The organism is Nitrosomonas sp., from assembly GCF_019635155.1.
Taxonomy (GTDB): Bacteria; Pseudomonadota; Gammaproteobacteria; order Burkholderiales; family Nitrosomonadaceae; genus Nitrosomonas.
Map to the genome: position 1 here is coordinate 73114 of NZ_JAHBZY010000004.1, position 13691 is coordinate 86804.

Consider the following 13691-nt stretch of genomic DNA (forward strand, 5'->3'; position numbering starts at 1 on the left):
TTACAATTCAACGTTGGTGCCTTCAGTGAAATAAAACGGATAAACAATGTTATGGCGATTATTGGTTGCCCGCACGATATAAGTAATGTTTATCTTGATGAGTCCATTTAAAACATCTTCCTTACTATCCGAATCGACGGTGATCGCTTCCACCAAGACTCTCGGCTCGAAGAAAAGGATGGCGCGCCGCACCAGATCAACAATGACCGTTACCGCAGTTTCATTGATTTCTTCAAATATTTGGGTTTTCAGACCGCAGCCATAAGTCGGCTGCATCACTCTTTCTCCAGGAGAGGTCGATAACAGAATATACAAACTTTCATGGATATCATCTTCCGCGGAAACATATTTTACCGATCCGTTGATATTAAACTCCGGGGGGAATCCCCAACCGGTTCCAAGAAAGGATTTGTCGACAGCCATGACTGATTGGGTCTCCGCTTTAACCGCCAATCATCACGGTCGGAAAGCCGACAACGATTGCACCGCCATGTGCGGTGGTATCGCCAATTCTGGCCGCCGGTTTATTACCGATCATCACAGTTGCCGAGCCTTTTACGATCGTATCGGGCGGTCCGACACATACGCACATATCACCCACGACAGCAGCGGGCAAATTCCCGATCAACACGGTGGGAACACAAGGCCCGCTGACCGGCCCGCCTACATGCGGTATCGGCGGAACACCGGGGGTTTGCATCGGACAAGTATGCATGTCGGTAATTCTGGCGGCTGGCGGCATAATTGTAGATTCCTCTGTTGATCGTTCAATGATAATCCTGGCGGTGCTAGTTGATCATGACGATACCGCCTTTCACCGTCGTTTGCCCGCTGGCGGATAATTCGGCGGTCGCGTTGCCCTTCGCGCTGAAACCAACATTCGCCTGTTGATTGATATTCAAACCTTGATTCTTAATATCCGCTTGCGCGGTCGATTCGATATTACCGACAGCATCAATGGTAACTTTGCCTTTTGCACTGATCTTGATATCTTTAGGACTGTCAATGACGATGCCACTGCTGTTAAGCTCAATTTTGTTGGAATTTTGATCTTGCAGCAAAATGGATTTCTGATCATCGTCGATGACGATCTTGTTATTAGCAGGCGTAATCAACGTGATAATCTTCTTTTCGTCGTCAAACTCCAACTTAAGCTTGCTTTTTGTAACCACGGCCTTAATGTAATTATCAGCGGTTAATTCGTACGGCGGTTTCCGGTTGCTGCTGTACATACTCCCTAAAATCACCGGATGCGAGGGATCGTCATTAAAATATCCCAATATCACCTCATCGCCAATTTCCGGAATAACAAAAGCACCAAAACCATTCGAACCGTAGAAGCTTGCAAACCTGGCCCAAACACCCTCAGTTTCGGGTTGCATGACCGGAACCGATACCTGGATTTTGTATTGCCCTTCCGGATCCGCGTCCAGTTTCTTCACCACTCCGACTTGCAAACCGCTTACACCCGGCGTCAAACCAGATGCCAACGGCGCCTCGGTTTTGTACAATTCCGTAAACCATAACGGTGACAAACCAAACTCGATTTCCGTCACCCAGTTACCTTGCTTGATTTCATGCTTGACCGCCGTCACTAATACGTTGCCATTAAAACGGTCGCCTACGCCCTTCAACTCGATCAACTCACCAATTTTAGCTTTCGCGCTCCCCTGAAAAGATGCGTAACCCCGAATCTTTGCCAAACCGGATTTCACCTGTTGTCCTTTAACCCAATCGGTCAGTGCCGAGTCGTCAAGCGGTGCCGGTGTTTGCAAACGGAAATTACTGACCGCGATCACTCCGGCTAAATCACTTCCTGTCAAATTGCCTTGCCCGGTAAGATTGTCCGAAGCGGCCTGCGCTTCTTGTACCGCTTGATCCGTTAAATTCCATACGGCGCCTTTAACTTCCGAGTATTGAGCGGCAGCATCCACGTCCGCACCAAATGCCATCAAATCGATCCCGTAAGTCAGCGTTAACACGGCTTCACCACTCACTTGCGGTCCTTTAACATTCACTTTGGCTTGATCAATCGTCACCAAAAATCCATTGGCTTCGGCTCTGGCCAGCACATAATCCCAGTCCGTGCAGTAATATTGCACCAATTCCTTAAAACTGGTGGTCGTGGTTGCCACGTCGGACGACAATCCGTTATAGGATCCGATGATTTTGCTAAGAATGTCACTGTCCTTCGAATCGACATAGTTGGCATTCTTGCGCCCCACTGTCATGGCAACCGCTTTATCCTTGCATTGCACAATCAAGCGGGAAAAGTTATCGCCGTCCATTTTAATACCGTGCTTAATCACGACACCTTTAAAAACGGTGGTGGTTTGATTGGCATACCCGGCATTAATAGTGATCTCGGCGCCGGGTATAAAGTCGTCGGCATTACTCACCGGAAAATCATTGTTCGGCATGTCGCCGTCCAATAGCGTAATCCTGGCGCTGGGAATTTTATTAACCGTATAGTAAATTTCAATGGATACAATTTGGATCGTGTCAGCGATCGTAGTTCCGTTACTCTGGATCGTTACCGAAACTACACCCGTGCTGCCTTTTAAGGGGGAATCTGCCATAGCGAACCTCAGCTTAATGGCGGGAATTGAAGCTTCATCCCTGGGGTTAGATTGCGAAAATCCGTCAAATTGTTAATCTTTGCAACTTGCGGATAATAGCTGCAGTCCTGGTAAATCCGGTAACAAAGGAGCGGCAAGGTGTCACCGGCTTTTACTTCGATCAGATGTGTCAAATCGGGCGATTCCTGCGCGGCTTCTTTGGATATTTCCTCGCTGCTTTGGTATTCGATAAAAGTCAGTGTCACCTTGGCCCTGAGCGGCACTCCGCTGGGTTTGAACAACGTGTAATCAAATTTGAGCGATTCCACCCGTCCATAAAATAGCAGTTCACCCCACTTCAACTGAACGATCGGCGCTTCGTGCTTGCTTCCCAGGTAGGTGTAAACCACTTCTTTCAATCGCTCGATCTGATCCTTGACCGGCACCGGATCGCTGGCCACGTCCAGCGGATTCGACCTTACCGCACCGGTCGCATCCAGAATCAGCTCTTTCAGAACGATTTTCTCAGGATGACTGGCATCGTATTTGGTTTCCGTTCCCGGCTGTCCCAACACCCGGTTCTTCGAATAACTTAGCCGGAAGGTATGCTCATAGCCTGCGGGATTGAGCATAGCCTCGAATTTTTGCTTGGAACCATCAACACTGATTTTGCCGTTATTGACCGTACACGGAGAAATCGTCAGCAGTGTTTTCGTTCCGCTCAGCAGCATTTAACGATCTTCCTTGCGCTGCAAAGAATCATGAATCAACCGTTGGCATTCTGCCAGGATGTCTTCTTTAAGTTCCCGGTAGTCTTCCGGCAACTCCGAATCTTCCAGCTTGTTTCTTTGAATGATATTCGATTTAATCAGTAATTGTTTAATTTCAATAGACATCTTCTGATCCTGACACGCTAAATGATGCGGGATGACGAGGTATAACTCAATATGATTTTCTCGATCGCCACTTCGTTCTTGGTCGATCCGAAACTCTCCACCTCCCACTTTAAAGGATAAGCCGAGTCAAAAGCCCAGCCACGAATCGGCACCTTGTCTTCATTCATCAGGTACACCAGCACCGGCAAAGGCTTAATCGCTAAATTCAGACCGGATTCCAGCGTCGCTTTACACCATATTACGAGCGGCGAATCCATCGATGCGATGCCTCGCTTCAATGACAAATTGGAGTGTTTGGTACCTTTGGGCAGCTGACGGACAAAACGGTTTTCACCGCCTTCGGTCACTGTCTCCACATCCATCTCAATATCGATTCCGGAAACTTCCTGGAAAGAAGTGTCGGTTGTCAAACCGGCCGGTGGCCCGATGATTACCTTGAAATAAAAAGCAGATGGGGGATAAATACTGTCTGACAATGAAAGATTCATTGATCCACTCATCTGCTCTCCGGATCCGTTTGGAATTAGCTGTTGGCGATCGTCAAGCCTTCGTGCACAATTTCGATGGTTTCGATTGCGACCTCATTACCTTCCGATTTCAGATCGGTACCCGTAATCTTTGTCGGCCAAGCATTGGTTAACGTCCACACCATCGTCGCTTTACCGCCTTCATCGAGCAGACTGATCGTGACCGGCAGGCGCTTAATCGTATTCATCTTGATTTGTTTGAACCAATCCCAGAATTTATTATCGCCTTTAAAAATACCTTTCTTCATGGTGATATTGCCAAATTTTTTCATGCCCGGCATCTTAATGACTGAAAATTCCGGGCTATCACCATGGCGATATTTGATTTCTTCGGATTGGATATCCAATCCGCTGACTTCTTGAAATCTCATTACTTGCGAATCCCATTTAACCTGAAAATAAAATTTCGGCATGGGCCATACTGTCGTCGATTGAGCCGATCCATCATCTGCCATGATTTACCCCTACTTTTATGATTAAGAAATAAATGCTGCTTTCATCAACTGCCTTAAGGTACAAACTGTACTTTCAGGTTAAGACTTCTGCATCTGCTGCTGGAAAGTAATTTCGATAAACTCAGCTGGTCGGCTCAATGCCACCAAAACTGTGACACGTAAAATACCATCGAGGATATCCTGCGGTGTCATGGTTTCACCCAAGCCGACATAAACACCGAAGGCGTCGTCCGGTGTTGCGCCAGCTAAACCACCGCGTTTCCATATGCTGGTAAGAAAATTGCTGACCATGCTTTTGATCGTCACCCAGGTACTGGATACGTTCGGTTCGAATACATAGGCCTTAGCCGCCAATTTGATAGATTCTTCCAGCATAATCATGGTTCTGCGCACATTGATATAGCGCCAATCCAAACTATTTCCATCCAGCGTGCGCGCCCCCCAAACCAACGTTCCCTCCCCGATGAAAGTACGTATTGCATTGATCGATTTGCCTGCCGTTGTCACGTTCAGATCTTCTTGTTGCGCATGAGAAATCTCCACGGAAGGAGAAATGACTGCATTCAGACTCACATTGGCTGGTGCTTTCCATACACCACGGGAATTATCAACCAGGGTATAGACACCCGCCATGCCAGCGCTGGGTGGCAGCAGATTCAGCTTGACTTTGATACTTTCGATAATGGTCTTGTAGAGCGGGCAAACAGCGGTGAGAATTTTATGCAAATCCTCATCGCTGGACATCTTATCTGTTTTGGGCGATACGCCTATCTCCGCAATTTTGGCGTTGACCTCCCCTTTTTTCTTGTCATCCAGCTCGCTGCCATCCGCTTCCGCTTTGAGTAATTCTTTCAATTTATCCAAATTGGATACGTTGGAGAAACTCAAATCGCCGGTTTGTACAATGGAAGTATTCAACCATGGATAATACGCTGCGGCAAAATCCAGACTGTTCGTGCCGAGATCGTTCCGGAATGTCTCAATACAGCCGCTATCCTGCGCTTCCTTGTACCCGTCGAACACATCCAGAATGGCAAAACGGTTTTTCATCACCTGCCCGCAATGGCTTAGCATCGCTTGTTGCAAAGCGATACAATCCGGCTCGGCCAACGACACGGCATCCGGAATCACCACCATAGTCGGTTCTTGCTCTTTTAGCAGGATATCGATTCCCGCGCTCAGTTTGGGCTTCTCAATAATTTGCTTCTCTACCTCCTGCTCATAGTTACCCACAGAAACGATATAACAAGCACCTCCACCGTTCTGAAAGAACAGCATCATGCTGTGATACAGAAAATAGCGGGCACCCTGCAATTCCAGTGCATATTCCTTCTGCTCACTGGAAAAATCGGATTCAAGCGCGGTTACGGCAGTTGCGTTATCTTTTCCTGATCCCTTATCCTTATCTTTTCCACCCGTAGTAGGAGCGGGGGTGGGAGCCGTTGCTTCGGAAATCTGATATTGCGTTTTAGGCGGCCCACCAAAAAAACTGATAAATTCAGACATGGATGAAATGCGCCATGCCTTGCTTAGCAACGATTTGCCTTTATTGTTTGCTTTTTCCGTATACCCGATGAATGCCGGCACAGCCGTAGCAACTTCTACGACGGAATTTGGAAACGCATTCTTTTCAACAATGTAAACACCCGGTGTTTTATACTGCCCCATAGCCAGCTCCTTATTGATTGGATTAGTAGCGCTCTACAACTTGCTTTTTTAAACCCGACAAAACTGAGAGATATTACAGTGTTACGTTTATTTCCTCTATTTCAATTTAACAAACCACAGCTTAGCGGAAGAATAGCGAAACCTCAAGAAAATTGCAAAGCCAGGTGATGATTGAATCCATGGCCGTTCTGAAGTATCCGAATTACCTCGCCATGCGCCAGCCGAGGTAGTCTGTTTCTTTCCAGAAATCTTCCCAGATAAATACCGGGTCAGGGATTGGGTAGGTCGGTAACCAGAAAGTAGCGAAATCCAGCGCTCCATTGGCAGTGCGCCCAGCTGTATGAAACATGCCCCAAAGCAACCCATTGATAGTGCCTATCACAATCTGATCATCCTTCTCATTCCAAATTGCAAGATTTTTGGGTAATTCCATCCAGCCAGTCGCAACATTGGCAATACCGCTCACGATCTTCGTACCTGCTCTGTTAAAGTAAATGTCGGCGGTAATATTTTCTGCATGCGTTGACGTCAAAACGAACAATGACAAAGACAATATGACTACAAAGCGAGCGACTGCTTTCATAATGAAACTCCTTCTTGAGTTATTTAAGTGCGATGGCGGGTATGATTCCATGGAAACGAGCGAAAGTGAAGCAATTGCTCGCGGGATCGCAATATCAACCCGAGCCGATCACATGCCCGGGATACTGGATAACACGTTTTTCCGTTCAATTTCTATCGGCGGATATAGTATGATTGAACTTCGTATCATCGTTACGGGGAATTGAAATAAATGTCGGATCTAATCGAAATCACTTTTTATTGCATTATCGCTTTGGTTGCCGGGTTATTCGTAGCGCAAGCCATTAATGACAAACACCGCAAATAACCAGTGGATGATGTTTTATTTGAAACAATCAGAGAATCTCATGAATCCGGGTATCATGAATGCGATGAAAACTCATTTAAAATAGTGAAAGGAGGCGTAAATGAATAAAATGATTGTGATTGTTTCGCTAATCATCGCTCTGATACTTTTTGGCTACTACGAAATGACCGGTGATGGAGTGGTTCTGGCACCGTTGCTCTTGGGCTTACTGGTCTCGTTTACCAGCGCGATGGTGTTACTGACAAAGAAATGATCAATCGTATTGATAGGGTTCGATAGCTTGATTTCGCATGCGGGAAGCGGAATCGAGCAGCCTCAACTATCATCACTTCAATTGATAATTCAAATACTGCTGATCGACTCCGCGTTTGGGCACAACGCCCTACTCAAAAAAGATTCAAATATAACCAGCGGGAACTGTTGTCATCGTCCGCTATGTTCGCGGTGTTGTTACAACCCACTGAATAATCCAGATGGATATGGCAGAAATCATTCAATGTCAGCGCTCGGATTCTGCTACTCAAAGTAAAGCCATAGCTGCCTCCCTCATTAGCACTTCCTTTTGACCCGGTCAGATGATTATCATCTTCACAATCCTGAATAGCCTCTGCATTCATTAGCTCCAAATCCGTGCCGTTTCTCAGAGACGTCATGGCTTTTGCATTAACGCGATTTAACTGCGTCACGGCGGTTACTTGTAAAGCGTTAACAATACTATCGTCTTCGATATTAAAGTACACACCTCGTAAACCGCCCATGCTGCCACCCACTTGCTTTACCATGAAATCGAGCGAGCCGCCGCCGTTCTCCGTAATCGTCACCCATGCAGCCGGTTTGCGGTTATCCGTTGATTTGCCATTAACCAGAAAAGATATCGTCGCCATAATCGCCTCCTTATTAAACTGATGATCTTCCATCCGTGAAGATGAAAAGCGTTTTTGAATAAACAGGCTTAACTATAGGCTACGAAGAACCCCGAATTGTGAAGGAAATGCAAACTCTTTGTAAATTCTCAGATAGGATTAACAATCATAGTCAAATTGTTAACAACACAAGACATAAAACCACCACGGGATTCGATGGTTGTTTTATTCCATCAAGCTGCTTTATTTCTCCGAGAAAAACTCGCGTGCTTTGTCCATCCAGGATTTTGCACGGGGACTGTGCCGCGAACCGTCTTTCAGACTGATGGCTTCCAATTCTTCCAGCAATTCTTTTTGGCGAGCTGTTAGTTTGACCGGTGTTTCCACAGCCACATGGCACAATAAATCGCCCTTTTCATGACTTCGAACACCCTTAATGCCTTTACCACGCAGCCGGAAAATTTTACCAGTCTGCGTTTCCGCCGGCACTTTGATTTTGGCGTGTCCTTCCAAAGTCGGCACTTCGATTTCCCCGCCTAATGCCGCAACGGTAAAGCTAATCGGAATTTCGCAATGAAGATGATCACCATCGCGGCGAAATACCGAATGCGCCGACAAGTGGACAACCACATACAAATCACCCGACGGACCGCCATTGACACCCGCTTCACCCTCGCCTGAAATACGGATCCGATCGCCATCATCGACCCCCTCCGGAATTTTTACATTAAGTGTCTTATGTTGCTTGACGCGCCCGACGCCATGGCAACTGGTACACGGGTGTGTAATGGTCTTACCGCTGCCGTGACACTTAGGACAGGTTTGCTGAATAGAGAAAAAACCTTGCTGCATTCTAACTTGTCCGTGGCCATTACATGTCGAACAGGTTTTTACCGAATTACCCGGCTTGGAACCGCTACCATGACAAACGTCGCATATTTCCATGGTTGGAATGCGAATTTTCGTTTCGGTGCCACGTGCAGCTTGTTCAAGCGAGATTTCCAAGTTATAACGCAAATCCGATCCTCGATGCACATTGGCGCGTGCGCCGCGTCCACCGAACAAATCACTGAAAATATCGCTGAAAGCATCACTGAATCCTTGCGCACCGGCTCCACCCGCACTGCCTTCCACACCGGCATGTCCAAACTGGTCATACGCAGCTCGCTTATTCGAATCGGTCAATACTTCATAAGCCTCTTTCGCCTCTTTAAACATCTCTTCCGATTTCACATCACCGGCATTACGGTCGGGGTGATATTTCATCGCCAGTTTTCGATAGGCCTTCTTGATCGTTGCTTCGTCGGCATCGCGGCTAACGCCCAACACTTGATAATAATCGCGCTTACTCATATTGATTTCCTACTACCGTGACAGATATAAGGGTTCTGCTTCTTAATCATTAATATTTACAGCTAACGACACTAAAACGCAGAGCACGCACAAGGAAAATTTTTTCCCTTGGTGCGCCTCTGCGGCAATAGTGTTGCTTCAGCAACCGTTATTTTTTGTTTTTAACTTCCTCAAACTCTGCATCCACAACTTCACCTTCGACCGGTTTTTCGCTTTGATTCGAAGAGGCTCCCGAATCCGGTTGCGCTTGTTGCCCCGACGACTGATCGTGTTGTTGATACATTTTCTCAGCCAATTTATGTGCTGCTTCGGTCAATGCTTGCGTTTTGGCTTCAATGGTTTCTTTGTTATCGGTCTTAAGCACATCTTCCGCTTCTTTTAGCGCGGTTTCAATTTTGGCTTTTTCATCATCGCCCAATTGATCACCGTGCTCTTTCAAAGATTTCTTGACCGAGTGAATCATCGCATCACACTGGTTACGCGCAGACACCAGTTCCATCGCTTTGTGATCTTCTTCAGCGTGCGCTTCCGCATCCTTCACCATGCGTTCAATTTCATCATCCGACAAACCGGAACTGGCTTGAATCTTAATTTTATTTTCTTTACCGGTCGCTTTGTCTTTTGCCGATACGTGCAAAATACCATTGGCATCGATATCAAACGTTACCTCGATTTGCGGCATCCCGCGAGGCGCCGTCGGAATATCACTCAAATTAAACTGCCCCAGACTTTTATTACCGGATGCCATTTCGCGCTCACCTTGCAGGACGTGAATGGTAACAGCGGTTTGATTGTCTTCCGCGGTCGAAAACACTTGCTGCGCCTTCGTCGGAATCGTGGTGTTTTTCTGGATCAGCTTGGTCATGACACCACCCAGTGTCTCGATTCCCAGTGACAGAGGCGTCACATCAAGCAACAGCACGTCTTTCACATCGCCTTGCAATACACCGCCCTGAATGGCTGCACCGACAGCGACAGCTTCATCGGGATTCACGTCTTTACGCGGTTCCTTGCCAAAAATTTCTTTTACTTTATCTTGCACTTTTGGCATGCGGGTCTGTCCGCCCACCAGAATCACATCGTCGATATCCGATGCGCTCAAACCGGCGTCTTTGAGTGCTGTACGGCATGGCCCCACGGTACGTTCGATCAAGTCTTCCACCAGGCTTTCCAATTTGGCGCGGGTTATTTTGACCGCCAAATGTTTGGGTCCGGAAGCGTCGGCCGTGATGTACGGCAAATTAACTTCCGTTTGCTGACTGGACGATAATTCGATTTTAGTCTTCTCAGCCGCATCTTTCAGCCGTTGCAATGCCAGCATGTCTTTTTTCAGATCGATACCGTTTTCTTTTTTAAACTCATCGACCAGATATTCAATGACACGCAAGTCAAAATCTTCACCACCGAGGAAAGTATCGCCATTGGTTGCCAGCACCTCGAACTGATGTTCGCCTTCGACCTCAGCAATCTCAATGATGGAAATATCAAAAGTACCGCCACCCAAATCATAAACCGCTATCTTCCGGTCACCTTCTTTTTTGTCCAATCCGAAAGCCAGCGCCGCGGCTGTCGGCTCGTTGATAATCCGTTTAACTTCCAAGCCCGCGATCCGTCCGGCATCTTTCGTTGCTTGCCGTTGCGAATCGTTAAAATACGCAGGCACCGTGATAACCGCCTCGGTAACCGGTTCTCCCAAATAATCCTCGGCGGTTTTTTTCATTTTCACCAATACCTGTGCCGATACTTCGGGAGGTGCGATTTTCTTGCCGCGCACTTCAACCCAGGCATCGTTGTTATCCGCCCGGATAATACTATAAGGCACCATTTTAATGTCGCGTTGCACCATGTCTTCGTCAAACCGGCGTCCAATAAGCCGTTTGACAGCAAACAAGGTATTTTTCGGATTGGTGATTGCTTGGCGTTTCGCCGAAGCGCCCACCAGGATTTCACCTTCCTCAGTATAAGCAACAATCGAAGGAGTCGTCCGGGCACCTTCCGAATTTTCAATGACTTTAGGTTTTCCATTTTCCATGACAGCTACGCAAGAATTGGTGGTTCCTAAATCGATACCGATAATTTTTGCCATCTTTAGATCCTTTTTGAAATTAATTCTGCTTGTAAATTGATTGGTAGTTGGGGATATCTGTCAGAAATTCAAGTATCTTTGGCTTTGGAAACCGATACCAGCGCGGGGCGTATAATCCGTTCATGCAATTTATAGCCTTTTTGCATGACTTGAACCACGGTATTGGGAGCCAACTCGGAATCCACCATACACATGGCTTGTTGTTGATGCGGATCGAACTTCTCACCCTTAGGATCAATGGCTTTAATATTGAATTTTTCAAAAACACTCGAAAGTTGCTTCTGAGTCAACTCCATCCCATTTTTGTAATTCTCAACCGTCGCATTTTCCACTGCCAACGCAGCTTCCAAGCTGTCCATCACACTGAGCAATTCCGCTGAGAAATTCTCAACCGCATATTTATGCGCATTGGCAACATCATTTTGCGCGCGTTTCCGGATATTTTCGGTCTCAGCTTTCGCACGTATCCACGCATCATGATGCTCGGCGGCTTTTATTTCAGCTTCTTTCAATCTATGTTCAAAATTAAGCTGCGTTGCACCGACTTCACCTGTCTGTATGGTGGGATCATCGGTTACGCCGGGAATTTTAGTTTCTACTGTCTTTTCTGCTGCTTCCGCTTGATTTGTTTCCGCACTTTGCGGATTTTCTGGACTTTGCATTGTTCCTCCTAATAACTGTGCAGACAATGTTGGGACGGTCGCTTAAAATTTCAAGCTGAAAACAAGAGTTTTTTATGAATTCTTAATTTATCCTTACAGTTCAATTGATTAAATTTTAAATTTATGACTTCTATTTAACCGCAGCGGCCAGCACACTGGCTTTACCAATATAATTGCGAGGCGTTAATGCCAATAAGCGTTCCTTCTCCGCTTCGGGAATATCAAGTTGCACGATAAATTGATGCAGTGTTTCCTGGGTAATGCCAGTTTTACCGCGAGTCAACGCTTTCAGCTGCTCATAGGGATTGGCAACACCGTAGCGCCGCATTACCGTTTGAATCGGCTCCGCCAAAATTTCCCAAGTGTTATCGAGATCATCGAATATTTGCACGATGTTCACATCCAGTTTATTCAATCCCTTAATACAGGAATCGTACGCCAGCAACGTATATCCCAATGCGACCCCCATATTGCGCAACACCGTCGAATCGGTTAAATCCCGTTGCCAACGAGAAACCGGCAGTTTCTCGCTCAAATGACGCAGGATGGCATTAGCGATGCCGAGATTGCCTTCGGAATTCTCAAAATCGATCGGATTGACCTTGTGTGGCATGGTTGAGGAACCCACCTCATTTTCTTTAGTTTTTTGCTTGAAATAACCAAGCGAGATATAACCCCAAATATCGCGATTCAGATCGATTAGAACAGTATTGATCCGGGCATAGCTATCAAATAGTTCGGCCATGGCGTCATGCGGTTCGATCTGTGTAGTGTACGGATTGAATTCCAATCCCAATTGTTCCACGAACGATTGCGCCAACTTTTCCCAATCCAAATGAGGGTAAGCGGATAAATGCGCATTGTAATTGCCGATAGCGCCGTTGATCTTGCCCAGAATGGCGACCGCTTCGAGTTGTTTCTTTGCGCGCTGCAGACGATAGGCGAAATTCGCCATTTCCTTTCCAAGCGTCGTCGGCGATGCCGGTTGTCCATGCGTCCTTGCAAGCATGGGTATTTCCGCCAATTGCTGCGCCAATTCAACCAGTTTGGCGATAATCACGGTCAACGCCGGCAGCATCACATGCTGCAAGCTGGATTTAAGCATCAACCCGTGCGCCAGATTATTAATATCTTCCGAGGTGCAGGCAAAGTGAATGAATTCGGCGACACCGGCCACTTCCACATTGTCGCTGAGCGTCTGCTTCAGCCAATATTCAACGGCTTTCACATCATGGTTGGTAACTGCCTCAATCACTTTGATGGCTTCGCCATCCGCCACCGAAAAATTGGTGACTAAATCATCCAGATGTTCATTCGTTTCCGCTGAGAAAAGCGGAACCTCGGTAATATCAGGCTCGGCGCTGAGTGCTTTAAGCCAGGCAATTTCGACTTGCACACGATGACGAATTAACGCAAATTCACTGAAGTAGGGTCGCAGTGATTCAACTTTGCCGTGGTAACGCCCGTCCAACGGCGAGAGTGCTGTAATGGTAGAGAAATTCATAATGGATTTAGATTATTGAAGCGCGGATTTTATCATGCTTGCCCGCTCCCGAAGCTGGTATTCCATGATGCCGAATATCCGTAGGCTTCCATATATTCCGCGATGCAATCTTGCATAAGACCGTCTCGCTTAAGTGTTACAAAGGCAGCCGCATACATACTGTTCTTACGTTCACAGCGGTGTAAAATACCGGCAATTTCATTTGTAATTGCTGTCACTTAAAAGCCACC

The 13691-nt window shown here is 46.8% G+C and carries 16 protein-coding genes; 1 reads left to right on the forward strand and 15 read right to left on the reverse strand.

Features of this window, described 5'->3' with window-relative positions; translation table 11 throughout:
* From KF839_RS04140 to KF839_RS04180, 9 genes are all read right to left on the reverse strand, one after another.
* The gene (locus KF839_RS04140) at nucleotides 1-423 is read right to left on the reverse strand and encodes a GPW/gp25 family protein (protein ID WP_292916572.1); all 423 of its coding nucleotides are present in this window, start codon (nucleotides 421-423) and stop codon (nucleotides 1-3) included.
* A gap of 19 nt (nucleotides 424-442) precedes the next feature.
* Complete coding sequence (locus KF839_RS04145) at nucleotides 443-742, reverse strand: PAAR domain-containing protein (RefSeq protein WP_292916573.1); 300 nt, start codon at nucleotides 740-742, stop codon at nucleotides 443-445.
* A 46-nt stretch (nucleotides 743-788) separates the two neighbouring features.
* Complete coding sequence (vgrG, locus tag KF839_RS04150; protein WP_292916574.1) at nucleotides 789-2579, reverse strand: type VI secretion system tip protein VgrG; 1791 nt, start codon at nucleotides 2577-2579, stop codon at nucleotides 789-791.
* Nucleotides 2580-2587: 8 nt separating this feature from the next.
* Nucleotides 2588-3289, reverse strand: coding sequence for a CIS tube protein (locus KF839_RS04155; RefSeq protein WP_292916575.1), 702 nt, complete (start codon nucleotides 3287-3289; stop codon nucleotides 2588-2590).
* Complete coding sequence (locus KF839_RS04160) at nucleotides 3290-3454, reverse strand: DUF5908 family protein (protein WP_292916576.1); 165 nt, start codon at nucleotides 3452-3454, stop codon at nucleotides 3290-3292.
* A 17-nt stretch (nucleotides 3455-3471) separates the two neighbouring features.
* Nucleotides 3472-3954 carry a phage tail protein gene (locus KF839_RS04165; RefSeq protein WP_292916577.1) on the reverse strand — a complete coding sequence of 161 codons (483 nt, stop codon included), beginning with the start codon at nucleotides 3952-3954 and terminating at the stop codon, nucleotides 3472-3474.
* A gap of 23 nt (nucleotides 3955-3977) precedes the next feature.
* Nucleotides 3978-4436 (reverse strand): phage tail protein, encoded by a 459-nt coding sequence (locus KF839_RS04170; protein ID WP_292916578.1) that lies wholly within the window; start codon nucleotides 4434-4436, stop codon nucleotides 3978-3980.
* A gap of 78 nt (nucleotides 4437-4514) precedes the next feature.
* Nucleotides 4515-6104: a phage tail sheath family protein gene (locus tag KF839_RS04175; RefSeq protein ID WP_292916579.1), complete on the reverse strand. Its 1590-nt coding sequence runs from the start codon at nucleotides 6102-6104 to the stop codon at nucleotides 4515-4517.
* A 202-nt stretch (nucleotides 6105-6306) separates the two neighbouring features.
* Nucleotides 6307-6687, reverse strand: a complete 381-nt coding sequence (locus KF839_RS04180) for an exosortase system-associated protein, TIGR04073 family (RefSeq protein ID WP_292916580.1) — start codon at nucleotides 6685-6687, stop codon at nucleotides 6307-6309.
* A gap of 406 nt (nucleotides 6688-7093) precedes the next feature.
* On the opposite strand from KF839_RS04180, the gene KF839_RS04185 reads away from it, so the two are divergent.
* Nucleotides 7094-7246 carry a hypothetical protein gene (locus KF839_RS04185; protein ID WP_292916581.1) on the forward strand — a complete coding sequence of 51 codons (153 nt, stop codon included), beginning with the start codon at nucleotides 7094-7096 and terminating at the stop codon, nucleotides 7244-7246.
* A 133-nt stretch (nucleotides 7247-7379) separates the two neighbouring features.
* Here the strand turns inward: KF839_RS04185 and KF839_RS04190 are convergent, their stop codons facing one another.
* From KF839_RS04190 to KF839_RS04215, 6 genes are all read right to left on the reverse strand, one after another.
* Nucleotides 7380-7877: a hypothetical protein gene (locus KF839_RS04190; RefSeq protein WP_292916582.1), complete on the reverse strand. Its 498-nt coding sequence runs from the start codon at nucleotides 7875-7877 to the stop codon at nucleotides 7380-7382.
* A 222-nt stretch (nucleotides 7878-8099) separates the two neighbouring features.
* Nucleotides 8100-9209: a molecular chaperone DnaJ gene (gene dnaJ / locus KF839_RS04195; protein WP_292916583.1), complete on the reverse strand. Its 1110-nt coding sequence runs from the start codon at nucleotides 9207-9209 to the stop codon at nucleotides 8100-8102.
* Between the two features lie 148 nt (nucleotides 9210-9357).
* The gene (gene dnaK / locus KF839_RS04200; protein ID WP_292916584.1) at nucleotides 9358-11295 is read right to left on the reverse strand and encodes a molecular chaperone DnaK; all 1938 of its coding nucleotides are present in this window, start codon (nucleotides 11293-11295) and stop codon (nucleotides 9358-9360) included.
* Between the two features lie 68 nt (nucleotides 11296-11363).
* A complete protein-coding gene (gene grpE / locus KF839_RS04205) occupies nucleotides 11364-11957 on the reverse strand; it encodes a nucleotide exchange factor GrpE (RefSeq protein ID WP_292916585.1) in 594 nt (197 codons plus the stop codon).
* A gap of 130 nt (nucleotides 11958-12087) precedes the next feature.
* Nucleotides 12088-13461: an adenylosuccinate lyase gene (gene purB / locus KF839_RS04210; RefSeq protein WP_292916586.1), complete on the reverse strand. Its 1374-nt coding sequence runs from the start codon at nucleotides 13459-13461 to the stop codon at nucleotides 12088-12090.
* 32 nt (nucleotides 13462-13493) lie between these two features.
* Nucleotides 13494-13679, reverse strand: a complete 186-nt coding sequence (locus KF839_RS04215) for a hypothetical protein (RefSeq protein ID WP_292916587.1) — start codon at nucleotides 13677-13679, stop codon at nucleotides 13494-13496.
* Nucleotides 13680-13691: the final 12 nt, after the last annotated feature.